Genomic DNA, 23,991 nt, shown 5'->3' on the forward strand with positions numbered 1-23,991 from the left:
GGCCTGTCGGCCTGTCGGCCTGTCGGGAGGAAGTCTCCCGGTGCGGCGCGCGCTTGTCACCGGGTTTCCGGTGCCGTGGCCCGGGACGCCGTCAGGTCCGGGGTCCGTTCCCTCCTGCCCTCCTGCCCTCCTCCCCTCCTAGCGTGCGAGGCGCCCGAGGAGGGCGGAGGAGGCGGCGATGCCGAGGAGGGTGGCGAAGGCGAGGACGGCGAAGTCCAGGGGCAGGTGGGAGGGGGTGCCGATGAGCAGGCCGCGCAGCGCGTCGACCTGGTAGCTGAGCGGGTTGGCCTTGCTGACGGCCTGGAGCCAGCCGGGCATCAGGGCGATCGGGTAGAGGGCGTTGGAGGCGAAGAACAGCGGCATGGTGATGGCCTGGCCGATGCCCATCAGGCGGTCGCGGGTGAGCACGATCCCGGCGATGGCCATCGACAGGCAGGAGAAGAACGCCGAGCCGAGCAGGACGGCGGCGACGACGCCGAGCAGCCGCAGCGGGTTCCAGGTCATGGCGACGCCGAGGGCGGCGGCGATCAGCACCACCACCGCGGCCTGCAGGACGGCCTTCACCCCGGCGGCGAAGGCCTTGCCGGTGACCAGGGCGGCGCGCGGGGTCGGGGTGACCAGCAGTTTGGTGAGGACTCCGGAGTCCCGCTCCCAGATGATCATGATGCCGTAGAAGATCGCGATGAACATCGCGGACTGGGCGATGATGCCGGGCGCGAGGAAGTCCAGGTACGGGATGCCGCCGGTGGGGATCGCCTTGAGGCGGGTGAAGGTCTGGCCGAAGATCAGCAGCCACAGCGCCGGCTGGACCGCCCGGGTGTACAGCTCGGTGCGGTCGTGGCGCAGCTTCTGCAGTTCGACGGCGCACATCGCGCCGATGCGGGCGGGCACCAGGCGCCAGCCGGTGCGGGCGCGCGGGGGCACCAGCAGCAGGGACAGGTCGGGGTCGGCGGCGCCGGCGGATTCAGCCGACGCGGCCCGCGGTGCGGCGGGTTCGGCGGACATCGCTGAAGTCTCCTTCGGTCGCGTCGGCCAGTTGCCGGCCGGCGAAGTGGCGGAAGACGTCGTCGAGGGTGGGGTCCGGCCGGGCCGGGTCGGCCCGGTGGACCTGCTCCTTGAGCTCGGCGGGGGTGCCGAGCGCGCGGATGCGGCCGCGGTCCATGAGGGCGATGCGGTCGCAGTGGCGGTCGGCCTCGTCCATGTAGTGGGTGGTGACCAGGACGGTCATGCCGGTGGCGGCGCGTACGGCGTCCACGCGTTCCCACACGCCGGTGCGGGCGATCGGGTCCAGGCCGATGGTGGGTTCGTCCAGGACGAGCAGGCGCGGGGCGCTGACCAGGGCCTGGGCGAGTTCGAGGCGGCGCACCATGCCGCCGGAGTAGGTGGCGGCCATCCGCTCGGCGGCCTCGGTGAGGTCGACGGCGGCCAGCGCCTGGGCGACGCGGCGGGCGCGTTCGGCGCGCGGGACGTCGAAGACGCGGGCGAACAGGGCGACGTTCTCGCGTCCGGTCAGCCCGGCGTCGGCGGACAGCTGCTGGGGGACGTAGCCGAGCAGGCGGCGCACCTGCATGGGGTGGCGGGTGGCGTCGTGGCCGAAGACGCGGACCATGCCGGAGCCGACGGGCAGCAGGGTGGTGATCGCGCGGATGGTGGTGGTCTTGCCGGCGCCGTTGGGGCCGAGCAGGCCGAACACCTCGCCGGTGCGCACGGTCAGGTCGATCCGGTCGACGGCCCGGGTGGTCCTGCCGCGGCCGTGGCGGAAGACGTACTCCAGGCCCTGGCACACCACCGCGTCCTCGGTGCTCATGGCTCCTCCTCCCCGCAGGCTCCTCCGGGTGCTGCAGGTGCTGCGGGCGCAGCGGATCCGGCGGGTCCTGCGGGCGTAACGGGTGCTGCGGGCAGGGTGCGCAGGCCTTCGGCGACCTGCCGCAGGGCGGGCAGGGCGGCGGCCAGGGCCTCGCGCCGGTCGGCGGGCAGGCCGGCGACGACGTCCTCCATCAGCGCGCGGCGGCGCCGGCGCCAGGCCTCGATCCGCTCGACGGCCTCGGGGGTGGCGTGCAGGAGGGCGGCCCTGCGGTCGGCGGGGTCGGTCTCGCGGCGCAGCAGGCCGAGGGCGACGAGCTGGTTGACGAGGGTGGACACCGAGTTGCCGGCCAGGCACAGCTCCTCGGCGGCCTCGGAGACGCGCAGTCCGGGGGTTTCCGTCACCAGGCGCAGCAGTTCGACCTGGGCGCCGCGCAGGCGGGGTTCGTCCATCGTCTGCCGCAGGCGGCGGCGGACCAGTCGCTGGATGCCGACGAGGAGGGCGGAGAACTCGTCCGCCGGCGCGACGTCGAGCGTCTGCGGCTCTGTCGCGGTCATACCCTCATTTTAGCTCTCAGTGAGAGCTATCCGTCGAGGGTCACGCGCCCGTTTCCGGTGCGCTGCGCAGGTGGCGGGCCCAGATCTGGGCCTTGCGGTAGGGGCCGTCGCCGGCACTGTCGTACTGCGGTGCGTCGAAGACGACCCAGTAGGCCAGTTCGCCCTCGGCCCGCTGGTTGCCGGCGGGCTCCGGCGCCCCCATCGGGTCGATGGTGCCCGTGAACTCCACCTGCCACGGCCCGTCCCACTGCGGGTCGCGGACCACGGTGACCCGGGTGCCCGGGGGCAGTGCCCCGGCGGGCCAGTCGCGGTTCAGGGGGCGGCCCAGGATCCGTTCGACGGCCGCCCTGTCCCGGTCCTGGTCCTGGTCCCGGTCCTGGTCCCGGGTGTGTGCGGTGTCGGAGGACGGGTCGACGCTCATGCGCTCAGCTTCCACGCACGGGCGCCGGAAAAGCCACCGGTTAATCGGTGAGTTCTCATGCCGTCCATGCAGTCCGGGTCGACCGGCAGGACGTCGCCGCGCTGGTTGCGGACCAGGACGAGGCGGCCGAGCCGGCAGACGGGGGGCTTGGCCAGCAGCCGGGGGTCCTGCCCGGGGATGTCGATTTCTCAGGGTTCTTGGTCGAGATGCCGGGAGATGTCGGTGGGAACCGAGAGCACCCGGGGAGGGCGTGTCGGTGGGTCGGGACGTGTGGGCCCCCGCCGGGTGGGTGGTTCGGCAGGGGCCCGTAGGGAGTGCCTAATGGTTGTGCTGCGGCGTCATCAGCTCGGGGTCACCGTCACCGTGAGGGTTTCGGGGTTGGCGCTGTTGCCCTGGTAGACCGAGTCGCCGCTGTAGACGGCCGTGATGACGTGCGCACCGGCGGTCCGGAAGAAGACGACGCGCCCCGCGGCGGCGCAGTTTCGGAGATCGAGGATCAGGCGTGCCGTGCCCAGGGTCGTGCCGGTCGTGGTGTCGGTGAACGTCACGGTGCCGGTGGGCGGGGTCGTGGCGCCCGTACCGGCCGGGCAGACCAGATCGTCGAGCACTACCGGCCGCCCGAGCCGGACCTGCTGGGGCAACGCGATCAGGCGCGTGTTCACCGGCTTGCCCGGAGTGGTGTAGCTGATGGTGATGCCCGGGGCGGAGCTGGTGACGGTGGGGCCGGTGCCGCCGGCGGGGACCAGGGACGAGCCGCCGCCTCCGCCACCCCCGCCGCCGCTCGGACTGATGAAGGGGTTGATGTTGCCGCCGCCGCCTCCGCCGTAGTAGCCGCCGCCGCCGGCACCGCCGGTCAGGGAGGCGCCCGGGCCGCCTCCGGTGCCGCCGGCCCCGAGCGTGCCGGGCCCACCGCCGAACACCCCGCCGCCGCCGGTGCCGCCGGCCCCGCCCTGGGTGGACGTCCCCGCCCCGCCGCCGTGTCCTCCGTTGCAGGTCGCGTCCGTGCCCGGCTGGCCGGCGTCTCCGCCCGGGCTTCCGGTGCACTGGCCGGCCCAGCCGGCTCCGCCGCCGCCCGCGGCCACGATGAGGCGGGAGTCGGTGGTGGTGAGGGGCGTGGTGCCGGGTTGGGTGCGGACGTCGGAGGCACCGCCGCCGCCTCCGCCGAAGTGGGTGCTGCCGCCGCCGTTGAAGCCGCCGGTGCACTGCGCGCTACCGGCGCACTGGGCGCCGCCGGTGGCGGTGCCGCCGACTTCGACGTAGAGGGTCTGCCCGCCGGACAGCCCGGTGAGGGTGCCGGTCACCTGGGCGCCCCGGCCGCCGCCGACGCCGTTGTCCTCCACGCCGCCGGCCCCGCCGGTCGCCGTGACGTCGACCTGCGTGACACCGCCGGGCACGGTGAACGTCTGCTCGGCGCCGGTGAAGGCGAATGTGCAGGTGGTGGTGGGGCCCGAGACCGTACAGGTGCCCTGCGCGTGGGCGGTCCCGGACAGCGACATCGGGGTGATACCGGCGGCGCAGAACACGCCGGCCGCGACGGCCAGCGCCCGGCCCCGGGCGGCCGAACCGGCACGATGCCCGGCACCAGGACCTGACCGGCGGGCAGCATCCGACAGTGAGAACGTCACGATCCACTCCAGAAGACGGCAGAGGGCCTCTCGGCGGAGGATTTCCTTCCACTGTGGATCACTCGGCCAGGGCCGCGGTCCGCATTCGGCCTGACACACCGTCGGTTCACACCAGTGGGTCCCGGGCCCGGCTTTCGGCCCACCCGACTCCGAGAGCACGATCATGGTCTCGAAGCAAGCACTCGAGTGCTCTCAAAACTCGGCGATCCCGCCCGACCGGAGCATCGGGTGCTCTCGTCCCGGAGCGACAGACGCTCTCGCGACTCACCTATGAAGCCAAGGGGTTGACGTTCGGCGGGGATGCGGTCCGCTGTGGGCACGGGTGAGCGCAGACCCTGCCCGAGCGACCTGCCGGACGAGGCGCGGGAGCTGATCCGGCCGGTCGTCACGGCGTGGAAGGGACAGCACCCGTCGGCCGGCGGGCACCAGGGCCGCCACGACATGCGGGAGATCGTGAACGCGATCCTGTCCCGGACCCGCACCGGCTGCCACCCGAGACGACGCGCCGGCGTGAGCAGATCGAGGACGTGACCCTCACCGTGTCCACCCGGATCCGGGTCACGCTGGAGCACCTGTCCAAGCTCTCCGGCACCCAGGGCGTCGAGGCCCACTTCAGCGCCCCGGAGGACGGCCCGAACCACATCGGCCTGTCCGTCTTCCGATTCGACGAACACGCCCTGGTCACCCCGCACTTGGCCCGAACCGTCGGCCACGACTCCCCTCTGATGCACCTGCGGCGCAGCGAGGAGAACGGTATGTTCGACCGCTTCGCCGAGCACATCGAGGAACGGCGGCGGGCGCATGCGGACGAGGGGGCGGGCGAGGTATCTGTCCTCGTGTCCATGAGCCACGACGACTGCCGGCCCGCCCCGATGCCGCTTCACTCCGTGTCCGTCGCGGGCGTGGTCGTTCGCGAGGACGGGCGCGTGCTGGCCATCCGGCGGGCCGACAACGGCACCCGGGAGCCTCCGGGCGGTGTCCTCGAACTCACCGAGACCGTCGAGGACGGCCTGCGCCGCGAAATCCACGAGGAGACGGGGCTCAAGGTCGGCGTCGACCGGCTCACCGGCGTCTACAAGAACATGACCTGCGGCATCGTCGCCCTGGTGTTCCGGTGCCGCCCCGAGGACGGCGCCGAACAACTCTCCTCCGAATCCACCGCCATCGCCTGGCTGACCCCCGACGAGGTCACCGACCGCATGGCCGAGGTCTATGCCGTCCGCGTCCTCGATGCCCTGCGCCCCGGCCTCACGCGCATCCGCTCCCATGACGGCCGGCATCTCAGCGCCCCCGAACGCCTCGCATGAGAAGTCGGCCCCGTCGACTTCCTGCTCCACCGCCCGACCGACCCACGAACAAGGCAGGCCCCCTGAGGGCACTTGCGCGTCGCCGCCTGCCTCGGGGCGGCGACGCGCGGACGAACCCCCGTCTCCCGCACCGCCGCGCGTGAACGCCTCCCGTGGGAAGTCGGCCCGGCCGACGAGTGGTTGAGGTTCCTTCAGTGACCTGCCCGGGCCGGGGTTCTACGCCCCCGGCCCGGCACGGTGTCGCAGGCGACTGGCATGCTGGGGTCAAGAGTTGTCACCGGGAGGAGACGAGGGGGGCGGATGCCGGACAAGGTCAGGCCGCTGCGCGCGGCACCACGGCTGGGCACGGTCAACGGATTCGGGCGCACGATGCTGGGCAAGACCCGCGTGGACGCCCAGGGCGCGTGCTTCGCCACCCGCTGGTTCACCGTGCTGATGCTGCCGATCCGGCCGCTGGGCCGCTACTACGTCAAGGAGGGCGAGACGGTCGACGTCCCCGGACGAGGCGGCTCGACGACCACCACCGAGTACGTGTTCCTCGGCGAGGCCGAGCTGCGCGCGAGCGAGGTGATCCGCACCTACCTGTTCTGCTGGCTGGTGGTGCCGCTGGTCGTCGCCGGTCCCGTGACGCTCTTCGGGCTCAACGCCGACGCGTTCAGCCACGAGCACCCGATCCTCTTCCTTCTGCTGCTGCTCGGGCTCCCGATCGTCGGCATCATCGCGCTGGCGTGGCTGCTGGTCCTCAACGAGAAGTTCCTCGCGCCGCTGCGCGTGCCGCGACGGGTCGAGGCGGGGCCGGCGGACCGAAGGCCCTGAGGGGACGGGGACTCGGGGCCCGAGGGCCTGACGGCGGGCCCGCGACGGCTACAGGCCCGCCCCGGTCAGCAGCCGCTCCATGTGCTCGACGGGAAGGAACGGCGCCGCGGCGGCGGCCCGCGCGACGTGTTCGGAAGGGTCGGCGAGCAGCCGCAGCAGGGATGGGAGCGGAAGGTTGCGGTGGGCGGCGACGGCCCGGCGCACACGCTCCTCGGGGTCGTCGGCCAGCCGCCCGGCGAGTTCCGCGGGCAGGTCCGGATCGCGGGGCGCGAGGGAGCGCAGCCGGGGCTGGGGGTCGGTGGCGAAACGGCGCAGGGTCTGCGGGGGAAACGGCAGGACCTGCGCCCCGTCCCACCAGAACGTGAACTTGTCGCGTCGGCTGTAGCGGCGCTCGATGTCCTCGGCGGTCGCCGGATCGACCAGGTGCGGGGCGCAGTGCGCCATGGTGAGGCGGACCAACTCCTCCTCGTCGCCGAGCAGTCGGGCCACCGCCTCGGCGGGCAGGTCCTTGGCGGCGGCAGCCGAGGCCCGGAAGCAGACGTAGGGCGAGTCGAGGTGCGGCAGCGGGTCGGCCGTCACCCAGTCCAGGCGCAGGATCCGTAGTTCCGTGGGCGCGAAGGAGTTCTCGTACCAGCGCAGGAAGGCCTCGTCGTCGGCGTCGGGGCCCGGCTCGGCCGTCGACCGCGACGCCTCGTGGACCGAGGCGTGGATCCGTGCCCGCTCGTGCTCCGGCGTGTCCGGCCGGGCGAAGACCTTCACCCGCACGCTCAGGGCCGGATCGACGGCCAGGGCCGCGCGCAGCGCCGACGGCAGGTCGGGACGGCGGGCGAGTTCGGCGCGCACGCCGGCGTCCGGGTCCTCGGCGAGCCGCCGGGCGGTGTCCGCGTCGAGGACGGCGTGGACCACCGCGCCCGCCCGGGTCACCGGGTCCGCCAGCAGCGCCGGCAGCAGGTCCGCGGGCGGTACCGGATGCGGCAGGCGCGCGAAGTAGGTGGAGCAGGCGGCGGCGCGGACCTCCGGCTCGGGGTCGGTGAGCAGGATCCGGCGCACCGCCTCCGGGGCCTGCGTCCAGTGCTTGGCCAGCGCGGCGCGGACCGCCGGGTCGGGGTCGGCGGCGAGACGGGCCCTCAGGTCGGGCGGGATGCCGTCCTTCTGGGCCAGGTGTTCGCGGACCTTCGGCTCCGGATCGTCGACGAGCTGCTCCAGCATCCGCCGCGGTGCGCTCGCGGCACGGACGGCGAGCGCGGCCCGCACCCCCTCGTCCGAGTGGGCGGCCAGGCGCAGGCGGAAGCGGTGCGGCAGCCGGTCGTTGAGGGCCAGACTGTGCAGGAGCCAGTGGTCGTCGGTCGCGACGATCTCCTCGATCATGTCCTCGGTGAGGTCCGCACGACCGGCCACCTCCCCGAATCCGTGCCGCCGGGCGAACAGCCGCCGGACCATCGCGGCGGGCAGGGCGGGGTTCACGGCCAGCCCGTCCAGCACGTGGTCGAGGTGGACCGGGGTCGGGGCGTCGGTGTCCATCCGGCCAGGATGTCAGGGGCTCTGCGGTGCGCAGCCGCCGGGCCCCGCCCGCACACCGGGCCGGGGAAGCAGAACATGCTCCGGGCGAAGGAGGACGGCCGCCCGTTCCCGACGGGGACGGTGTTCCGGGTGATCCCATTCGCCGTCGACGGCAAGCCCTGGTGAACGGCCGCGTCCCCGAAGGCCTCCCGCGGCCGTGAGCTCCCGCCCCGGTCAGTACCTGTTTTCAAGCCTCCGAGCAGCATCAGCCACGGTTGGGAATCGAACAGGGCTCAGGCCTGGGACGGTGATCCGCTGAGGGTGATGCGGCTGATCGACTGGAGAGGGCGGGGAGCGAAGAGCGCTCTCTGCCAGGGCTGATGCGGAAAACTCGTTGCCCTGGAGCCTGTTGGTGCTGATAGAAAGCGGCATGGACGACAAGATCATTCCCCAGGTCGAGCGGATGCTCGCGGAACGTGCCTGCGAGCGCATCATCGTGGACTTCATCCACCGCCTCGACCTCGGTGACCCGAGCTCGGTGGCCGAGCTGTTCACCTCGGACGGCTTCTGGCACTGGCCGTACGGGGACCGGCGCATCGAGGGACGCGAGGCCCTGCGCTGTTACTTCGCCTCCCGCCCGGCGGACAGGCTGTCACGTCGTCTGATGACAAACATCCTGGTCACGGTGGAGTCCGAGACGACGGCGCGGGCCGTCTCGTACCTGACGACGTACCGGGTCGACGGCTACGCGGGCGGAATGATCGAGCCCAGGCTCCCGGCCAATGTCGGCCACTACGAGGACACCTTCCGCAAGATCGACGGCGCCTGGCTCCTCGCCGGCCGCACCGTCTTCCTCCCCTTCGGCGCCGACACCGAGCGACTCCCCGCCCCGGAGGCATCACACGACTCATGACGCACTATTGCGGCATCGGATGTCCGGCTGCGCCCAGGATTCCACGGCCGGCCGGGCGTACGCACCGGTGTCCGGGCCGGTGTCCGGACCGTGCTGCGAACCGGGACGCGTCCCGGGCGGCGGGGCGCCTCCCCGGTCAGAGGCCGCCGCCGCAGCCCCCTCCGCAGCCTCCCCCGCAGGACGCGCCGCCGCAGCCGCCGCCCAGGCCCACGCCGCCGCTGCCGCCGCTGTGGGAGGAGGAGGTGGTGCTCCTCGCGGCCACGGCCCGGGCGAGGGCGTTCGAGCGGGCGCGGGCCGCCTCCCGGCAGATCCGCAGGTCGTGGTCGACGGGCAGCGCCGACAGCCCGCCCAGGGCCACCGTCGCCGGCCCCTGCCCGCGGCGCTCGGCCGTCCGGGCGTCGGCGAGTACGCGGGAGCCGAGCGCGGTCAGAGGGCGCAGCGGGCGCACGGGCGGCCGTACCCGGTGGTTGACCCACAGGGCGGCCGCGAACAGGGCGACGAAACCCGCCGGCGGCACGAGCCGGTTCCCGTCCCGCGTGAGTGTCCACACCAGGGCGGCCACGCCCGCCGCGGCCACCGCGAAGAGCACCACGGGCATCCACCCGTAGGCCTTGCGCACCCGCTCGACCAGTTCCTTGTCGTCGATCAGCCCCGAGGCCGCCAGCCGCTTGCGCAGCGCATTCGCTTCCGGCGACCAGTCCACCGACGCGATCAGCTTCCCGATGTCGCCGGTGCGGGTGAACCTCAGCGAGCGCACGGCCACCGCCTCGAACCCGTCCCCGCCCCCGTCCCCGGTCGTGGCCGTGGCTGCCGTGGTCAGCGTGACGTCACCGGAGCGGGAGGCGACGATCCGGCCCCCGGCGTACATCTCCGCGAGTGTCAGCTCCGCCAGGTTCCCGGCCAGGCAGGCGAGTTCCTCCTGGTCGAGGTCGAAGTCCCGGCCCGCCGCGAGCCGTTCGGCCCGGGTCAGCTCGTGCAGCGCGCGGCGGCAGCGCACCCCGGCCGCGGCCAGCGCCGCCCCCGTCCCCACCAGAAGGACCAGGACCACCCACATGACGCCCCCTCCCCCCACAGGTCAGCCCAGTGTGGGCGCGCCCGGGCCGGGCGGCAAGTCCCGGGCCCGGCACGGGCCGTGGGATGTACCGGGCGCGCTGCACCGCCGGGAGCCGGTCGGCAGGCCGCCCGGCCCCAGGTGCCTCACGCACGGACAGGCGACCGGGCGACGGGGGCATTGACGCAGCCGTCCGCACACGCGGTGCCGTGGACGCCGTAGCGGGTCGGCGCGACGGTCAGGGCAGGGATGTCGCGGCGGAGCGGGCGGGATACCCATGGCGGCGGCCCCGGAAGGCACCGGGAGGTGATGTCACGGGCCGACGGGGCGAACAGGGAGTGGGCGCCGCGGACTTGCCCAAGGCCAGGCCGGTACGGGCCGGAGGGGCGGGCCCGGCGGGGCGGGGTCAGTGGGCGGTGAGGGAGCGTGCGGCGACGTGGGCGACGGCCTGGTGGACGGGGGTGGGGCCGGAGACGAGTTCCAGCAGGCGCGGGGTGGTGGCGGGGTCGGTGAGCAGGTGGGCGAGGACGGCGGCGGCGTCGGGGCGGTCGATCTCGCCGGGGCCGGTGTGTGCGGCGAGGTGGACCAGGCCGGTGCCGGGTCCGTCGCGGAACCAGGCGGGGCGGACCACGGTGCTGTCGAGGTCCGGGTGGGAGAGCAGGGCCTGGTCGGCGCGGCCCTTGGCGCGCAGGAAGGTCTCCACGAGGGGGTCGGCCGGGTGGTGCGCGGCCGGGTCGGAGCCCATGGCCGACAGGAGGACGAAGCGGCGTGTCCCGGCGTGGTGGGCGGCGTCGGCGAGGGCGAGGACGGCGTCGTGGTCGACGGGGTTGGCCTGTCCGGGGGCGTCGCCCAGGCCCGCGCCGGCGGCGTAGAGCACCGCGTGTGCGCCGGTGAGCAGGTCGGCGAGCTGTTCGGGGGTGGCGGTGGCGAGGTCGGCGACGAGTGGTCGGGCGCCGGCGGCGCGGAGGTCGGCGCCCTGTTCGGGGCGCCGGATGATCCCGGACACCCGCAGGCCCCGGCCGGTGAGCAGACGGGTGGTCAGGAGTGCGACCCTGCCGTGGCCGCCTGCGATGACGACGGACATGCGGGCACTTTACGGGCCCGGTGCCCGCCCGGACGGCACCGGCGCGCGCGGGCCGGTGCCGTCCGGGCGGTGGCGGGGCCGCGGCGGGGCCGCGGGGGCCGTGGGCCGGGGGGTTCAGACGGCGACGAAGCGGCGGTGGCCGTCGGCGGCGAGGACGCGGCCGAAGCGCATGCCGGGGAAGTGGGCGGCGACGAGGAGGTCGTCGGTGTCGGCGGCCCGGTCGGCGATGCGGTTGCGCGCGGCGGAGGCGGCGGCGGGGTCGATGTCCCAGACGACCTGCCAGTCGCGTTCGGCGAGTTGGACGACGGAGTGGACGACGTCGCCGAGCAGCAGGGCGCGCCGGCCGCCGGAGGAGAGCACGTAGACGGTGGTGCCGGGGGTGTGGCCGGGGGTGTGGAGGGCGTCGATGCCGGGGGCGAGGGTGGTGTCGGCGTCGAAGAGTTCGAGTTGTGCCTCGACGGGGGCGAGTTTGGCGACGGCCTCGGGGGGTGCGCAGTCGCCGGTGACGAAGTGCTGCCAGTCGGCGCGGTGGGCGCGGTAGGTGGCGTTGGGGAAGACGGGCCGGCCGTCGACGGAGGCCCAGCCGACGTGGTCGAAGTGGAGGTGGGTGAACAGGACGTCGGTGATGTCGGCGGGGGTGGCGCCGTGGGCGGCGAGCGAGTCGAGGAGTGCGCCGCCGCGGTACTTGCCGTCGTCGTGGGGGCCGACTCCGGCGTCGACGAGGACGGTGCGCTGTCCGCTGCGCACGAGGAAGCCGCCCAGGGGCAGGGTGAGGGTGCCGTCGGGTTCGAGGTGGTGGCGGTGGCAGGCCCAGGGGTCGTCGGTGCCGGGGCGGGTGAGGATGTCGGCGGCCTTCTCGGTGCCGGTTCCGTCGGTGATCGCCTGGACGTCGATGTCGCCGATCCTCATGTGTGTGCCCTCCTGTGGCCGGTTGTCGGTGTGCCCGTGGCGGACCGGGGTCCGTTCGTGGGCTGTCGACTGCAACCTGCCCGGTCGGCACGGGATTCCCGTGCCCGTCGCGCGGGGGGCGCGCGGGGGCGGGCCCCGCCGTCCCCTTGCCCGGGGGGACGGCGGGGCCTTCCTGCCACCCTGCGCCAGGTGGTCGGTGGGCCCTCGTCAGACGGTGGCGAGGGCGGGGGCCGGCGCGGCGGAGGGCGCACCGGCGGCCGGCACGGCGGGTGCGGCAGCGGCCGGCACGGCGGGTGCGGCGGGTGCGGCGGGCGCGGTGGCGGTGCGGGTGAGGCAGTCGTCGGTGAAGGCGAGGGCGCGCAGGTGGTAGGGGCGGGCGGCGTGGCCCAGGGAGAGGTTGTGGCCGGCGCGGTGGGCGGTGACCAGGTGGGCCAGGCCGGTGGGGAAGGCGGTGGTCAGGGCGGTGCGGGAGGTCTCGTCCAGGCGCCACCAGTGTTCGTGTTCGGCGAGGGTGAGGCGCACGGGGACGCGTATGCGGGCGGCGAGGGCGCTGTAGCGGGCGGGCCAGGTGGCCAGTTCGCGGGATTCGAGGGCGGGGACGGGGGTGAGCAGGGTGCGGGCGGCGTGGAAGGTGCCGGGCGGGTAGAGGTTGAGGGGGCCCCAGTTGAGGCGGCCGCCGCCGGCGAGGTCGTCGGGGCGCTCCCAGGCGCCGGGGGCGTAGTGCTGGGCGAGGCCGGAGATGTCGCAGCCGAGCAGGGGCAGGTGGGGGTCGTCGGGCCAGTGGGCGGCGAGTTGGAGGGCGATCTTGCCGCCGAAGGAGTGGGCGAGGAGTTGGACGCCGGCGCCGGTGTCGTGGGCGCGGGCGTAGTCGGTGAGGGCGGCGTGGAGGGTGGTGGCCTGGTCGGCGATGAGCTGGCCGGCCGGCAGGCGGTGGGCGGAGGCGCCGTGGCCGGGGCGGTCGACGGCGAGGACGGTGTAGCCGAGGTCGGCGGCGAGGGTGAGCAGGCTGGTGTCGGGGTGGGCGGGGCCGGCGAAGTAGGCGGCGCGCATGCCGCGGCCGTGGACGGCGAGGACGACGGCTTTGGGGGCGCGGTCCTCGGGTTCGGCGACCAGGGCGGACAGCGGGATGCCGGCGGCGTCCAGGACCAGGGAGCGGGTGCGCAGGTCGGTTCTCACGCGGCGACTCCGGTGCGGGCGTTGTCGAGGTCGGCGAGCCAGCCGGTGAGGTCGGGGTTGCGCATGAGGGAGGTGCCGATGAGCAGGGCGGCGTAGCCGGCGTCCAGGAGGCGGGCGGCGTCGGCGGGGTCGGTGATGGCGGAGGCGGAGACGGGGGCGCGGCAGCCGGCCGCGCGCAGGGCGGGCAGCAGGCGCAGGCTGCGGCCGAGGTCGCCGCGGTCGCGTTCGCGGGTGCGGATGTCCTTGTTGTTGACGGCGACGACGCAGTCGGCGATGCGGGGCAGGGTGTCGAGTTCGCGTTCGTCGGTGATCTCGACGAAGGGGGTCAGGCCGAGGTCGAGGGCGCTGGTGACCAGGCGGGCGAGGGAGGTGGCGGGCAGCAGGGCGGCGGTGAGCAGGACGGCGGAGGCGCCGAGTGCGCGGGCGGCTTCGAGTTGGGCGGGGCGGGTGAGGAAGTCCTTCTGCAGGACGGGCAGTTCGGTGGCGGCGGTGACCTCGCGCAGCAGGCGGGGGGTGCCGCCGAACCAGCGGCCGGTGACGACGGACAGGCAGGGGGCGCCGGCCTGTTCGTAGCGGGTGACGAGGTCGGTGACGGTGCGCGGGCCCAGGAGGTCGGTGCCGTGGGGGTCGCGGAGTTTGACTTCCATGACCAGGGGGCGGGCGGCGGTGAGCAGCGCGTCGATGAAGCTCGGGCTCATGCGGTCGTCTCCTGGAGGCGCGGGTGCCAGGCGCGGGTGAGGGCGGTGACGTTCTCGTGGGTGAAGCGGCCGGTGCGGTCGCGGGCGGCGGAGTCGATGTCGGCGCCGGCGTAGAGGGGGTGGTCGGTGATGGTGCGGTAGGTGTCGCGGTTGGTGGTGCTGAGGCCGCCGGCGAGGAGGAAGGGGATGGTGAGGCGGGGCAGCAGGGCGTGGACGTGGGCGGGGTCCAGGGGTTGGCCGGTGGAGCCGACGCGGCCGTCGTCGGTGACGGTGTCGAGGAGGAACAGGTCGCAGCCGGCGCGGGCGAAGGCGCCGGTGAAGGCGCGCTCCAGGCAGCGTCCTCGGGAGAGGTGGAGGACTTTGACGAGGACGGCGTAGGGCAGGTGTTCGCGCAGTTCGGCGACGAGGGCGGGGCTCTGGTAGGCGTGGAGCTGGATCCAGCGGATGCCGGTGGCGCGGGCGAGGGCGGCGAGGGTGGGGGCGTGGTCGAGGAAGGTGACGAGGACGGGTTCCAGGCCCAGGCGGATGGCGGTGGCGGCGAGGTCGGCGAGGCGGTCGGCCTCGAGTTCGGCGGGGCCGCCGGGGATGCCGTGCCACAGGCCGACCAGGGTGGGGCCGGTGTCGGCGAGGAGGGTGAGGTCGGCGCGGGTGCGGGCGCCGCAGACCTTGAGGTGGCCGCTGCGGGTGGGGGCGAGCGGGGCGGCGGGGGTGAACGGGGCGGCGGGGGCGGTCATTTGCCGAGTCCGAGCATGGCGGCGATGCGGTTGTACTGGATCTCGTTGCTGCCGGAGTAGATGGTGCCGGCGACGGCGTTGCGCACGTCCTTCTCCAGTCCGTATTCGGACATGTAGCCGTTGCCGCCGAAGACCTGGACGGCGGCCAGGGAGGTGGCGAGGTTGGATTCGCTGGTGAGGAGTTTGGCGATGGCCATGTCGACGGTGACGTTGTCGCCGGCTTCCAGTCGCTGGGCGGTGTCGTACAGCCACTTGCGGGCGGTTTCCAGGCGGATCTTGGTGTCGACGATCTTGTTGGCGACGGACTGGTAGGAGCCGATGGGTTTGCCGAAGGACATGCGGGTCTTGGCGTAGTCGAGGCAGCGGGCGAGGCGGTGCTGCATCTCGCCGGTGTTGACGATGAAGGTGTAGAGGATCTCGCGTTTCATGACGTGGTCGAGGACGAGGAAGCCGCCGCCGACGCGGCCCAGGACGCGGTCGGCGCCGACGCGGACGTCGTCGAGGTAGAGCTCGGAGAGGGGGGAGGTGCGCAGGCCCATCTTCTTGACGGGGTTTCCGGTGGTGAGGCCGGGGGTGTCGGCGTCGACGAGGAAGGCGGTGACGCCGAGGGCTCCGCCCTGGGGGTGGGTGCGGGCGTAGACGACGACGACGTCGGCGACGGGGCCGTTGGAGACGAAGGTCTTGGAGCCGTTGAGGACGAAGTGGTCGCCGTCGCGGACGGCGCGGGTGCGCATCTGCATGGCGTCGGAGCCGGATTCGGACTCGGTGATGGCGTGGGCGCCGATGGCGTCGCCGGAGGCGATGCGGGGCAGGTAGGCGTCCTTGAGGGCGGGTGAGCCGAAGGCCTGGAGGGGGACGCCGGTGGAGGCCATGGAGGTGGTGACGGAGAAGTTGAGGCCGCCGTCGCGGCAGGTCTGGCCGAGGCCTTCGAGGACGTACATGGTGGTGAGCAGGGACTGGCCCAGGCCGCCGTGGCGTTCGTCGAAGGGCAGGGAGAGGATGCCGGTCTTCTGGATCAGGCGCCACTTGTCGTGGGAGAAGGCGGCCTGTTCGTCGCCTTCGATGTGGCCGGCGCTGAGGTCGTCGCCGAAGCGGGCCAGGCCCTCGCGCAGGGCCGTCTGGTCGGCGTTCCAGCGGATCATCGGGGTGCCGCCTTCCTCCCGGGCCGTCGGGGCCCGGGGTGGCAGGCCGGCGCCCGGTGGCGCCGGCTCACGTCGGTTCCAGGGCCCGTGCGGGGGCCCGGGCCCCCGGGCGGTGGGTGGGGGCTGCGGGCCCCGGTGGGGCGCGGGGTGCCTGGCGGGGGTGCCTGGCCGCGGGTGCCTGGCGGGGTGGCTAGTAGGCGGAGGAGGAGTGGGCGTCGAGCTGGTGGACCTCGTCGCCGCGCAGGGCCGGGGAGAAGACGCAGACCAGGCGCAGGTCCTCGTGGGGGCCGGCGATCAGGTAGTGGGCGTCGTGCTCGTCGAGGGCGTAGAGGCGTCCGGGGGTGATGGGGTGGGAGTTGCCGTCCATGTCGACGACCTCGCCGGAGCCGGCGATGCAGTAGCAGGCCTCCAGGTGGTTGCGGTACTCCAGGCGGGACTTGGTGCCGGCGTTGACGATGGTGTCGGTGAGGCTGTAGCCGAGGTTGTCGCTCTCGACGAGGAAGCGGCGGGACAGGCCGTTGCCCCACTCGACGGTCTTCACGTCGGCCAGGTCGCGGATCAGCATGCGGGTTGTTCCTCTCGGGTGGTGGTGCCGGGGGTGGTGGGGGTGTGCGCGGTGGTGCGGGGTCCGCCTCTTGCGTCCGGGTGAGGGGGGCGGGCGGGGCGGAGGTCGGTGAGGAAGGCGCGCAGTTCGGTGACGGCGTCCAGGCCGTGGGCGGCTGCGTGTTCCAGGCGGGCGACGGCGGCGGAGCCGACGATGGCGGCGTCGGCGCCGGCGGCGGTGACGGCGTCCAGGTCGGCGGCGGTCCTGACGCCGAAGCCGATGGCGACGGGGGTCGCGGGGGCGGCGGTGCGCAGGGTGGCGACGGTGGTGGCCAGGGCGCGGTGGCCGGTGGTGGGGGTGGTGCCGGAGCGGCCGTAGTGGGCGACGAGGTAGACGTAGGCGCCGGTGGCGTCGCGGGCGGCGGCGGCGAGGACGTCGGGGGCGGAGGCGGGGTAGCAGGTGGTGACCTGCGGGAGGCCTTCGTCGCGCAGGGCCTGCTGCCAGGCGGGGCGCAGGCGTGGGGGCAGGGCGTGGACGAGCAGGGCGCGGGCTCCGGCGGCGGTGGCGGCGCGCGCGGTGGCGGCGGGGTCGCGGTGGCGCAGGCTGTGGCTCCAGTCGGCGAGCAGGACGACCTTGAGGTGGCGCAGCCGGGGGGTGAGGTCGGTGAGGTCGGCGAGGACGGTGTCCCAGGTGGTGCCGGCGTGCAGGGCGCGGGCGGCGGAGCGGCGGATGACGGGGCCGTCGGTGGGCGAGTCGGGGAAGGGGACGGCGAGTTCGAGGACGTCGACGCGCTGCTCGTCGAGCATGAGGGCGAGGTCGGTGAGGCGGTCGGCGGGGTCGCCGGCGTTGAGGAACAGGGCGAGGCCGGGGCGGTTCCGGGGGAAGAGGGGTTCAGGCACGGGTGGCCTCCGGTCGGCGGGCCGCGGGGTCCGGGGCGGCGGTCCCGGCGGCCGGCGGCGCCGGTGGCGCGGGGCGGGCGGGGCGGGCGGGGCGGGCGGGTGCGGTGGCGAGGCGTTCGGCCAGGGCGCGGGGGGTGCCGTCGGCGAGGGCGTCCAGGGCGGCGGTGTAGGCGGTGTTCCAGTGGGTGTGGCGGCCGGAGGCCAGGGCGAGGGCGGCGGCGTTGAGGGCGATGGTGCGGGTGGCGGTGGTGCCGGCCTGTCCGGCGAGGGCGCGCAGGAAGTGGCCGGTGAGGTCGTCGGGGTGGGGGGCGAGGTCGGCGAGGGTGCCGGTGTCGGGGGCGACGCAGCCGGCGGGCAGGTGGACGGTGCCGGTGGGGGTGTGCAGGGTGTTGTCGGCGAAGGGCAGGAGTTCGTCGGCGCCGGTGCGGTTGTGGGCCAGCCACACGGTGCGTCCGGGCAGGCGGGCGGCCAGGGGGCGCAGGGCGTCGAGGGCGGCGGGGGTGGAGACGCCGGTGAGCTGGGCGGTGACGGGGACGGTGGCGAGCAGGGGGCCGAGGGTGTTGAGGAAGGCGCCGAAGGGTTTGAGGGTGAGGGGGTAGAGGGTGCGGGCCAGGCGGGTCAGGGGCGGCGGGTAGACGTGGGGGCCGGCGAAGGCGATGTTGTGGCGGGCGAGGTGGTCGGCGGTGGCGGCGTGGCCGGAGGTGAGGGTGATGCCCAGGCGTTCCAGGAGGTCGACGGAGCCGGCGGCGCTGGTGTAGGCGCGGGAGCCGGTCTTGACGACGGGGATGCCGATGGCGGCGGCGGTGAGGGCGGCGGCGGTGGAGAGGTTGAAGGTGGCCGGTCCGCCGCCGGTGCCGACGATGTTGACGCTGCGGGGGTGGGCGGGGCCGGGGTGGGGGGTGCGTTCGGTGAGCGTGGTGACCAGGGCGGCGAGGGTGTCGGGGTCGGGCAGGCGGGTGGTGAGGCCGGCCAGCAGGGCCGCCGCCTGGGCCCGGTCGGTGTCGGCCGGGCCCAGGGTGCGGTGTTCGAGCTGGTCCCACCACGAGTGCCAGGCCTCGGCGTCGACGGGGCGGGCGGCGAGGAGCGCGGTGAGGGCCGGGTGCACGGGTGTCAGCCGCCCACGGTGGCCGTGGCGGCGGCGGTGGCGGCGGTGCGGCGTTCGGTGATGAAGGCGTCGATGGCGGCGACCGAGCGGAAGTTGTTGGGGTCGAGGTCGGTGTCGTCGACGGGCAGGGCGAAGTGGTCCTCGACCCAGGCGATGAGCTTGAGGACGCCGAGGCTGTCGATGACGCCGTCGGAGAGCAGGTCGTGGTCGTCGGCGAGCTGGTCGGGGGTGATGTCGGGCAGGAACTCCTCGATGAGGAACCGCTTGATCCGGTCGATGTTGCTCATGGCGGGCAACTCCCTTGCGTGGATGGGTGGTCGGTGTTCGGTGGCACGGGGTGCGGGGTTTCAGGGGGCGGGCAGGACGGCTTTGCGGTCGACCTTGCCGGTGGCGGTCTTGGGCAGGGGGGTGTCGTGGATGGCGAGCTTCTCGGGGACGGCGGCGCGCGGCAGGTTGCGGGCCAGGTGCTCGCGCAGGACGAGGCTGTTGAGGGTGGAGCCGGGGGCGCGCCTCACGGCGGCGTGCAGGCGTTTGCCGGTGAGCGGGTCGCTCGCGGCGGCGACGGCGGCCTCCTGCACGTCGGGGTGGGCGAGCAGGACGCGTTCGATCTCGGCGGTGTTGACGGCGACGCCGCGGACCTTGACCTGGAAGTCGGCGCGGCCGGTGAGGTGGATGCGGCCGCTGTCGTCGCGGGTGACGAGGTCGCCGGTGCGGAACCAGCGCCGTCCCTCGCCGGCGCCCTCGGGGCGGGTGGTGAAGCGTCCGGTGTCGCGGGAGCGGTCGAGGTAGCCGGCGGCCTGGAAGGGGGTGGAGACGTGGAGTTCGCCGCTGCCGGGGCCGGTGAGGGGGGTGCCGTCGTCGGTGGTGATGAGGGTGCGCACGCCGGGCAGGGGCTCGCCGATGGGCACGGGCAGGGCGGCCGCGGCGTCCAGGCGGTCCAGGCGGTGCAGGAAGCTGTCGTTGGTCTCGGTGCAGCCGTAGATGTTGTACAGGTGGGCGTTCGGCAGCAGGGCGGGCAGCGCGGCCAGGGTGCGGGCGTCGATGGCGTCGCCGGTGAACGCGGCGTGCTCGACGCTGTCCAGCACGGCGGCGCCGGGGCCGGCGGCCTGGGCGAGCAGGGCGTAGGCCAGGGGGACGGCCTGCAGCACGTGGGGGCGGTGGCGGGTGAGCCGGGTGAGCAGGTGGCGGGCGTTGAGGGCGTGGGCGGGGTCGATGAGCAGGCAGGTGCCGCCGGCGGCGAGGGTGGCCCACACGTCGAGCAGGGCGAGGTCGAAGTTGAGGGGCGCGTAGTTGGCGACGACGCGTCCGGGCCCGAGGTCGAAGGTGTCGTGGGCCCAGGCGGTGAAGCGGTCCACGGCCGACTGGGCGAGGGGGACGATCTTGGGCAGGTCGGTGGAGCCGGAGGTGGTGAGCATGAAGGAGGTGCCGGCCGCGAGGGTGGGCACCGGTGCGGGGTGGGGCAGGGCGGGCAGGGCGGGGGTGTCCTGGCCGAGGGGGGCGAGCAGGCGCCGGGCGCCGGCCTGGGCGAAGAGGGCGGCCAGCAGGGCGGGGGCGAGCTGCGGGGAGGGCAGCAGGAAGGGCCGGCGTTCCATCAGGCAGGCCAGCACCAGGGCGATCGCACCGGGCGACTTGACGGCGTACAGGCCCACCGGCTCCCCCGGCGCCAGCGGCAGGGTCCTCAGGCGGGCGCGTTCGGCCTCGGCGGCCTCGGCGAGCTCGCCGTAGGTGACGGTGTCCTCGTGCCACAGCAGGGCCGGGGCGGTGGGGCGGGTGCGGGCGTGGGCGGTGAACGCGTCGGGCAGCGCCAGCGGCGCCGGCGGCGCGCCCGTCGCGCCCGTGACTGCCGTCGCGCCCGTGGCGGTCACGGGGTTCGTGGCGGTCGTCGCGCCCGTCGCGTTCGCGCCGGTGGCGGTCGCGGGGTTCGTGGCGGTGGGGTTCGTGGTCACGGGGTTCACTCCCCCGCCGGTGCGATGCGCGCCCAGCCGGCCTTGACGGCGGTGCCGGTGTCGGTGGCGACGGTGAAGCGCACCACGGTGCCCCGGTCGTGGGGCTGCAGGGTCAGGCGCAGTTCGGTGCCGGGCACGGTGGGGGCGGCGAAGCGGGCGCCGAGCGCGGTGACGCGGGCGGGGTCGCCGTCGGCGTGCAGGTCGGTGATCCGTTCGGCGGCCAGGGCGACGAGGTGCATGCCGTGGGCGATGGCGGTGGGGAAGCCGGCCGCCCTGGCGGCGTCCTCGTCGAGGTGGATGGGGTTGAGGTCGCCGGAGGCGTGGGCGTAGGCGGTGGTGTCGGCGGCGCTCAGGACGTGGGTGGAGAGGTGGCCGGTGCCGTCGGGGGCGGTGCCGGGGTGGGCGGCGGCGGGCAGGGTGCCGTGGGGTTCGGTGCGGGTGGCGCCCAGCAGGAGGGCGGCGGTGGCGAGGTCGGCGACGGGGGCGGCGGTGGCGGCGTCGGTGAGGCGGGTGGTCAGGGCCAGGCGGGTGCCGCGGGCCTCGCGGCGCACCGCGGTGACCTCGACGGTGATGTCGAGGTCGCCGGGGGTGAGGGGGGCGTGGGTGCGGATCTCCTGGGCGAGGTGGACCACGCCGGTGAAGCCCGGGTCGCCGGCGGTCAGGGCGGTGACGGTGTGCTGGGCGAGGGCGTGGGCGGCGACGAAGGGGTGGGCGGGGCTGGCCCCGTCGCGCCGCGGGGCGCCCAGGTGGGCGCGGGCGGCGGCGCGGTAGGCCGTCAGGTCCTGCGCGCGGATGTGCAGGCGGGTGCGCGAGACGGGTCCCACCGCCGCGCAGGGGGCGGCGGGTGCGGTCGTGGGCGGGGTCATAGCGGGGTCACCACCAGGGTCGTGTTGTGGCCGCCGAAGCCGAACGAGTTGGACAGGGCCGCGCCGGCGCGGATCGGGCGCGGCGCGGTGTGCACGACGTCGAGGTCCAGGCCCTCTTCGGTCTTCTCGTGGTTGGCGGTGGGAGGGACGGTGCGCTCGTTCATGGCCTCGATGGCGGTGATCAGCTCGACGGCTCCGGCGGCGCCGATCAGGTGGCCGATGGCGCCCTTGGTGGAGGTGACCGGCACGCCGTGGGGGCCGAACACGGCGCGCAGGGCGGCGGCCTCGGCCCGGTCGTTGTGCACGGTGGAGGTGCCGTGGGCGTTGACGTGGGCGATGTCGCCGGGGGCCAGGCCCGCGTCGGCGAGGGCGGCGCGCATCGCGGCGACGGCGCCGGCGCCGTCGGGGCGCGGGTTGGACAGGTGGTAGGCGTCCGCGCTCGCCCCGTACCCGGCGAGCAGCGCGTAGGGGGTGCGGCGGCGGGCGCGGGCGTCGTCCAGGCGTTCCAGGACGAGGAAGCCGGCGCCCTCGCCCATCACGAAGCCGTCGCGGTCGGCGTCGAAGGGCCGTGAGGCGCGGGCGGGTTCGTCGTTGCGCAGGGAGTGCGCGCCGAGGTTGCCGAACGCGGCCAGGGTGACGGGGGTCAAGGTGGCCTCGCAGCCGCCGGCGATCACCACGTCGGCGCGTCCGCTCTCCAGCAGCAGTGCCGCGTGGCCGATCGCGTCCGCGCTGGAGGCGCAGGTGGTGGCGATGGTCAGTGCCGGGCCGCTCCAGTGCAGGCGCATGGCGATCTGGGCGGCGGCGGCGTTGGGCATGGTGACCAGCGGCATCAGCGGGGAGACGCGCAGCGGGCCGTGCCGGGTGTACAGCGCGGACTCGCGGTCGCTGGTGGTGCGTCCGCCCACGGCGGTGCCGACCACGACGGCGCTGCGCCCGGGTTCGGGCTCGGGGTGGCCGGCGTCGGCGTGGGCGGCGAGTGCGGCGAGGGTGCCGTAGCGGGCGAAGGGGTCCAGGCGGCGGGCGTCCTTGGCGGGCAGCTGGTCGGTGTCGGGCGGGTCGGTGACGCGGCAGCCCAGGCGTACCCGGTGGCGGGCCAGGGCGGGGTCGGTCAGGGCGGTGGCGGTGGAGCGTCCGGAGGCGACGGTGCGCCACAGGTCCTCGACGCTGTGGCCGGCGGGGCTGACCACGCCGAGGCCGGTGACGGCGATCGGGGGCCGGTGGTGGGGGGCCATGGCTTCGTCTCCTTCGCGCTGCACGCGGGCAGCCCGGCGGTGGGGGAAATGGGGGGTGTGGGGGCGGGGCCGGTCAGATCAGGCCGGTCTGGGCGGCGGCGGTCAGGAACGCCTCGGCGGCGAAGTCGATGTCGGCGGCGGTGTGGCGGGCGGTGACCGCGATGCGCAGCCGGGCGAGGTCGTTGGGGACGGCGGGGGTGACGACGGGCAGGCCGATGACGCCGGCCTTGCGGCAGGCGGTGGCGTAGTCGTAGGCGGCGTCGTCGCTGCCGGCGATGACGGGCAGGACGGCGGTGGTGGAGTGCATGGTGGAGATGCCGGCGTCGTTGAGGCGTTGGCGCAGGCGTCGGGCCTGGGTCTGGGTGTGGGTGACGCGTTCGGGCTCGCGGCGCAGGATGCGCAGGGATTCCAGGGCGGCGCCGGTCTGGGCGGGGCCGAGGGCGGCGGAGAACAGGAACGGGCGGGCGGCGTAGCGCAGGTGGCCGATGAGGTCGTGGCTGCCGGCGACCCAGCCGCCCATGGAGGGGATGGCCTTGGAGAGGGTGCCGAGTTTGACGTCGACGCGGACCTTGTGGTCGAAGTGTTCCTCGATGCCGCCGCCGGTTTTGCCGATGACGCCCAGGGCGTGGGCCTCGTCGACCATGAGCAGGGCGTCGTAGCGGTCGCAGACCTCGCGCAGTTCGGGCAGCGGGGCGATGTCGCCGTCCATGGAGTAGACGCTGTCGACGATGACCAGGCGTACGCCGGTGGGGGCGGCGGCCTTGAGGCGGCGTTCGAGGTGGTCGACGTCGTTGTGGCGGAAGCGGGTGACGGTGGCGCCGGAGAGGCGGCAGCCGTCGACGATGGAGGCGTGGTCGTACTTGTCGATCAGGACGGTGTCGCCGGCGCCGACGAGGGCGCCGACGGTGCCGACGTTGGCGGCGTAGCCGGAGCCGAAGACGAGGGCGCGTTCGCGGCGGGCGAAGCGGGCGACCTCGGCCTCCAGTTCCTCGTGCAGGGGGATGGTGCCGGCCAGGGCCCGTACGCCGTGGTTGCCGGTGCCGTAGACGTCGACGGCGGCCTTGGCGGCGGCCACGACGCGTTCGTCGCCGGCCAGGCCGAGGTAGCTGTAGCCGGACATCATGAGCAGGCGCTCGCCGTCGAGGTCGCAGTAGGCGCTGTCGCGTTCCATGGTGTAGGCGACGAAGCTGTTGCGCCGGGAGGGGTCGGACTCCAGTGCGGCCACGCGGGCGTTGGTTGCGGCGAGCTTCGGCTCCAGGCGGTTCCATGCTCCGGTGGCGTTCACGGGCGTTTCTCCTTCACGGCGTCACGGTTTTCACGGCTTTCGCGGGCATTCGGCTTCCCGTCCGCGGGGGCGGGGGCCCGGGGTTGCTGCGGGGGTGTTTTCTCGAAGCCTTCACGCGGGGTGCTCAAGGATGGCTACATTTCTACGGCAGGATGCGCAAGGCGTCCGCAATAGCTGCTTTCCTGGCCTGCGGGAACGCTCTGACGTGCAGAAACCTTGCGTCCACGACGCATTGACCGGCCGGTGGGTATGTTTTCCCGGCCGGTGTTGACACCGCGCGATGCGGCGAATGTATGGTCGAAATCCGCTGAAACCGAACGGCTGGTCGGCGGTTTATTGTTCCGATCCGCGATTTCCCGCGCCGACGGCCGATACGG

The 23,991-nt window shown here is 74.5% G+C and carries 24 protein-coding genes; 3 read left to right on the top strand and 21 right to left on the bottom strand.

Translation table 11 applies throughout. From position 1 onward, the window contains the following. Nucleotides 1-138: 138 nt before the first annotated feature. The 5 genes from ACFVVA_RS18260 to ACFVVA_RS18280 all read right to left on the bottom strand — a co-directional run bounded on the left by ACFVVA_RS18260 (nucleotide 139) and on the right by ACFVVA_RS18280 (nucleotide 4,407). On the bottom strand, nucleotides 139-1,005 hold the full coding sequence (locus ACFVVA_RS18260) for an ABC transporter permease (protein ID WP_387690658.1): 867 nt from the start codon (nucleotides 1,003-1,005) through the stop codon (nucleotides 139-141). Next, entirely contained in the window at nucleotides 965-1,807 is an 843-nt protein-coding gene (locus ACFVVA_RS18265; RefSeq protein ID WP_387690660.1) for an ATP-binding cassette domain-containing protein, read from the bottom strand. Before ACFVVA_RS18265 ends, ACFVVA_RS18260 begins: the two co-directional genes overlap by 41 nt. Next, nucleotides 1,804-2,361, bottom strand: coding sequence for a MarR family winged helix-turn-helix transcriptional regulator (locus tag ACFVVA_RS18270; protein WP_387690662.1), 558 nt, complete (start codon nucleotides 2,359-2,361; stop codon nucleotides 1,804-1,806). The genes ACFVVA_RS18265 and ACFVVA_RS18270 overlap by 4 nt, the downstream gene beginning before the upstream one ends. Before the next feature lie 40 nt (nucleotides 2,362-2,401). After that, a complete protein-coding gene (locus ACFVVA_RS18275; protein ID WP_387690664.1) occupies nucleotides 2,402-2,782 on the bottom strand; it encodes a ferrous iron transport protein A in 381 nt (126 codons plus the stop codon). Between the two features lie 341 nt (nucleotides 2,783-3,123). Continuing rightward, nucleotides 3,124-4,407 (bottom strand): Ig-like domain repeat protein, encoded by a 1,284-nt coding sequence (locus tag ACFVVA_RS18280; protein ID WP_387690665.1) that lies wholly within the window; start codon nucleotides 4,405-4,407, stop codon nucleotides 3,124-3,126. A gap of 842 nt (nucleotides 4,408-5,249) precedes the next feature. Between ACFVVA_RS18280 and ACFVVA_RS18285 the strand changes: the two genes are divergently transcribed. Next, nucleotides 5,250-5,714, top strand: a complete 465-nt coding sequence (locus ACFVVA_RS18285) for an NUDIX hydrolase (RefSeq protein ID WP_387690742.1) — start codon at nucleotides 5,250-5,252, stop codon at nucleotides 5,712-5,714. Between the two features lie 300 nt (nucleotides 5,715-6,014). Beyond that, entirely contained in the window at nucleotides 6,015-6,530 is a 516-nt protein-coding gene (locus tag ACFVVA_RS18290; protein WP_387690667.1) for a hypothetical protein, read from the top strand. Between the two features lie 48 nt (nucleotides 6,531-6,578). On the opposite strand, the gene ACFVVA_RS18295 is transcribed toward ACFVVA_RS18290, so the two are convergent. Beyond that, complete coding sequence (locus ACFVVA_RS18295; RefSeq protein WP_387690669.1) at nucleotides 6,579-8,051, bottom strand: hypothetical protein; 1,473 nt, start codon at nucleotides 8,049-8,051, stop codon at nucleotides 6,579-6,581. A 409-nt stretch (nucleotides 8,052-8,460) separates the two neighbouring features. On the opposite strand from ACFVVA_RS18295, the gene ACFVVA_RS18300 reads away from it, so the two are divergent. Beyond that, nucleotides 8,461-8,943 (top strand): nuclear transport factor 2 family protein, encoded by a 483-nt coding sequence (locus ACFVVA_RS18300; protein WP_387690670.1) that lies wholly within the window; start codon nucleotides 8,461-8,463, stop codon nucleotides 8,941-8,943. A 136-nt stretch (nucleotides 8,944-9,079) separates the two neighbouring features. Here ACFVVA_RS18300 and ACFVVA_RS18305 read toward each other — a convergent pair whose 3' ends face one another. The 15 genes from ACFVVA_RS18305 to ACFVVA_RS18375 all read right to left on the bottom strand — a co-directional run bounded on the left by ACFVVA_RS18305 (nucleotide 9,080) and on the right by ACFVVA_RS18375 (nucleotide 23,614). Then, nucleotides 9,080-9,997: a hypothetical protein gene (locus tag ACFVVA_RS18305; protein ID WP_387690672.1), complete on the bottom strand. Its 918-nt coding sequence runs from the start codon at nucleotides 9,995-9,997 to the stop codon at nucleotides 9,080-9,082. 403 nt (nucleotides 9,998-10,400) lie between these two features. Beyond that, nucleotides 10,401-11,078 carry an NAD(P)H-binding protein gene (locus ACFVVA_RS18310; RefSeq protein WP_387690674.1) on the bottom strand — a complete coding sequence of 226 codons (678 nt, stop codon included), beginning with the start codon at nucleotides 11,076-11,078 and terminating at the stop codon, nucleotides 10,401-10,403. Nucleotides 11,079-11,192: 114 nt separating this feature from the next. Next, a complete protein-coding gene (locus ACFVVA_RS18315) occupies nucleotides 11,193-11,987 on the bottom strand; it encodes an MBL fold metallo-hydrolase (protein ID WP_387690676.1) in 795 nt (264 codons plus the stop codon). A gap of 207 nt (nucleotides 11,988-12,194) precedes the next feature. Next, complete coding sequence (locus ACFVVA_RS18320; RefSeq protein ID WP_387690678.1) at nucleotides 12,195-13,163, bottom strand: alpha/beta hydrolase; 969 nt, start codon at nucleotides 13,161-13,163, stop codon at nucleotides 12,195-12,197. After that, a complete protein-coding gene (locus tag ACFVVA_RS18325; RefSeq protein ID WP_380546407.1) occupies nucleotides 13,160-13,861 on the bottom strand; it encodes an indole-3-glycerol-phosphate synthase in 702 nt (233 codons plus the stop codon). The genes ACFVVA_RS18320 and ACFVVA_RS18325 overlap by 4 nt, the downstream gene beginning before the upstream one ends. Then, complete coding sequence (locus ACFVVA_RS18330) at nucleotides 13,858-14,595, bottom strand: N-(5'-phosphoribosyl)anthranilate isomerase (protein WP_387690680.1); 738 nt, start codon at nucleotides 14,593-14,595, stop codon at nucleotides 13,858-13,860. Before ACFVVA_RS18330 ends, ACFVVA_RS18325 begins: the two co-directional genes overlap by 4 nt. Next, nucleotides 14,592-15,737: an acyl-CoA dehydrogenase family protein gene (locus tag ACFVVA_RS18335; RefSeq protein WP_359911892.1), complete on the bottom strand. Its 1,146-nt coding sequence runs from the start codon at nucleotides 15,735-15,737 to the stop codon at nucleotides 14,592-14,594. The genes ACFVVA_RS18330 and ACFVVA_RS18335 overlap by 4 nt, the downstream gene beginning before the upstream one ends. Nucleotides 15,738-15,927: 190 nt before the next feature. Next, the gene (locus ACFVVA_RS18340) at nucleotides 15,928-16,302 is read right to left on the bottom strand and encodes an ectoine synthase (RefSeq protein WP_387690682.1); all 375 of its coding nucleotides are present in this window, start codon (nucleotides 16,300-16,302) and stop codon (nucleotides 15,928-15,930) included. Continuing rightward, a complete protein-coding gene (gene trpA, locus ACFVVA_RS18345; RefSeq protein WP_387690684.1) occupies nucleotides 16,296-17,180 on the bottom strand; it encodes a tryptophan synthase subunit alpha in 885 nt (294 codons plus the stop codon). Before trpA ends, ACFVVA_RS18340 begins: the two co-directional genes overlap by 7 nt. Then, a complete protein-coding gene (locus tag ACFVVA_RS18350) occupies nucleotides 17,173-18,285 on the bottom strand; it encodes a hypothetical protein (protein WP_387690686.1) in 1,113 nt (370 codons plus the stop codon). The genes trpA and ACFVVA_RS18350 overlap by 8 nt, the downstream gene beginning before the upstream one ends. 5 nt (nucleotides 18,286-18,290) lie before the next feature. Continuing rightward, nucleotides 18,291-18,572: an acyl carrier protein gene (locus ACFVVA_RS18355; protein ID WP_387690687.1), complete on the bottom strand. Its 282-nt coding sequence runs from the start codon at nucleotides 18,570-18,572 to the stop codon at nucleotides 18,291-18,293. Between the two features lie 60 nt (nucleotides 18,573-18,632). Then, nucleotides 18,633-20,231 carry an AMP-binding protein gene (locus ACFVVA_RS18360; protein ID WP_387690689.1) on the bottom strand — a complete coding sequence of 533 codons (1,599 nt, stop codon included), beginning with the start codon at nucleotides 20,229-20,231 and terminating at the stop codon, nucleotides 18,633-18,635. Nucleotides 20,232-20,236: 5 nt separating this feature from the next. Beyond that, nucleotides 20,237-21,097 carry a MaoC/PaaZ C-terminal domain-containing protein gene (locus ACFVVA_RS18365; RefSeq protein WP_387690691.1) on the bottom strand — a complete coding sequence of 287 codons (861 nt, stop codon included), beginning with the start codon at nucleotides 21,095-21,097 and terminating at the stop codon, nucleotides 20,237-20,239. Next, complete coding sequence (locus tag ACFVVA_RS18370) at nucleotides 21,094-22,329, bottom strand: beta-ketoacyl-[acyl-carrier-protein] synthase family protein (protein WP_387690693.1); 1,236 nt, start codon at nucleotides 22,327-22,329, stop codon at nucleotides 21,094-21,096. The genes ACFVVA_RS18365 and ACFVVA_RS18370 overlap by 4 nt, the downstream gene beginning before the upstream one ends. 73 nt (nucleotides 22,330-22,402) lie before the next feature. Further along, nucleotides 22,403-23,614 (bottom strand): aminotransferase class I/II-fold pyridoxal phosphate-dependent enzyme, encoded by a 1,212-nt coding sequence (locus ACFVVA_RS18375; RefSeq protein WP_387690695.1) that lies wholly within the window; start codon nucleotides 23,612-23,614, stop codon nucleotides 22,403-22,405. Between the last annotated feature and the right edge of the window lie 377 nt (nucleotides 23,615-23,991).

The organism is Kitasatospora sp. NPDC058048, assembly GCF_042885555.1.
Taxonomy (GTDB): domain Bacteria; phylum Actinomycetota; class Actinomycetes; order Streptomycetales; family Streptomycetaceae; genus Kitasatospora; species Kitasatospora lactacystinica.

Coding starts and splice junctions, on each gene's coding strand:
- ACFVVA_RS18260 (WP_387690658.1), bottom strand. CDS start 1,005: ATGTCCGCCGAACCCGCCGCACCGCGGGCCGCGTCGGCTGAATCCGCC.
- ACFVVA_RS18265 (WP_387690660.1), bottom strand. CDS start 1,807: ATGAGCACCGAGGACGCGGTGGTGTGCCAGGGCCTGGAGTACGTCTTC.
- ACFVVA_RS18270 (WP_387690662.1), bottom strand. CDS start 2,361: ATGACCGCGACAGAGCCGCAGACGCTCGACGTCGCGCCGGCGGACGAG.
- ACFVVA_RS18275 (WP_387690664.1), bottom strand. CDS start 2,782: ATGAGCGTCGACCCGTCCTCCGACACCGCACACACCCGGGACCAGGAC.
- ACFVVA_RS18285 (WP_387690742.1), top strand. CDS start 5,250: ATGAGCCACGACGACTGCCGGCCCGCCCCGATGCCGCTTCACTCCGTG.
- ACFVVA_RS18290 (WP_387690667.1), top strand. CDS start 6,015: ATGCCGGACAAGGTCAGGCCGCTGCGCGCGGCACCACGGCTGGGCACG.
- ACFVVA_RS18295 (WP_387690669.1), bottom strand. CDS start 8,051: ATGGACACCGACGCCCCGACCCCGGTCCACCTCGACCACGTGCTGGAC.
- ACFVVA_RS18300 (WP_387690670.1), top strand. CDS start 8,461: ATGGACGACAAGATCATTCCCCAGGTCGAGCGGATGCTCGCGGAACGT.
- ACFVVA_RS18305 (WP_387690672.1), bottom strand. CDS start 9,997: ATGTGGGTGGTCCTGGTCCTTCTGGTGGGGACGGGGGCGGCGCTGGCC.
- ACFVVA_RS18310 (WP_387690674.1), bottom strand. CDS start 11,078: ATGTCCGTCGTCATCGCAGGCGGCCACGGCAGGGTCGCACTCCTGACC.
- ACFVVA_RS18315 (WP_387690676.1), bottom strand. CDS start 11,987: ATGAGGATCGGCGACATCGACGTCCAGGCGATCACCGACGGAACCGGC.
- ACFVVA_RS18325 (WP_380546407.1), bottom strand. CDS start 13,861: ATGAGCCCGAGCTTCATCGACGCGCTGCTCACCGCCGCCCGCCCCCTG.
- ACFVVA_RS18330 (WP_387690680.1), bottom strand. CDS start 14,595: ATGACCGCCCCCGCCGCCCCGTTCACCCCCGCCGCCCCGCTCGCCCCC.
- ACFVVA_RS18335 (WP_359911892.1), bottom strand. CDS start 15,737: ATGATCCGCTGGAACGCCGACCAGACGGCCCTGCGCGAGGGCCTGGCC.
- ACFVVA_RS18340 (WP_387690682.1), bottom strand. CDS start 16,302: ATGCTGATCCGCGACCTGGCCGACGTGAAGACCGTCGAGTGGGGCAAC.
- ACFVVA_RS18355 (WP_387690687.1), bottom strand. CDS start 18,572: ATGAGCAACATCGACCGGATCAAGCGGTTCCTCATCGAGGAGTTCCTG.
- ACFVVA_RS18365 (WP_387690691.1), bottom strand. CDS start 21,097: ATGACCCCGCCCACGACCGCACCCGCCGCCCCCTGCGCGGCGGTGGGA.
- ACFVVA_RS18370 (WP_387690693.1), bottom strand. CDS start 22,329: ATGGCCCCCCACCACCGGCCCCCGATCGCCGTCACCGGCCTCGGCGTG.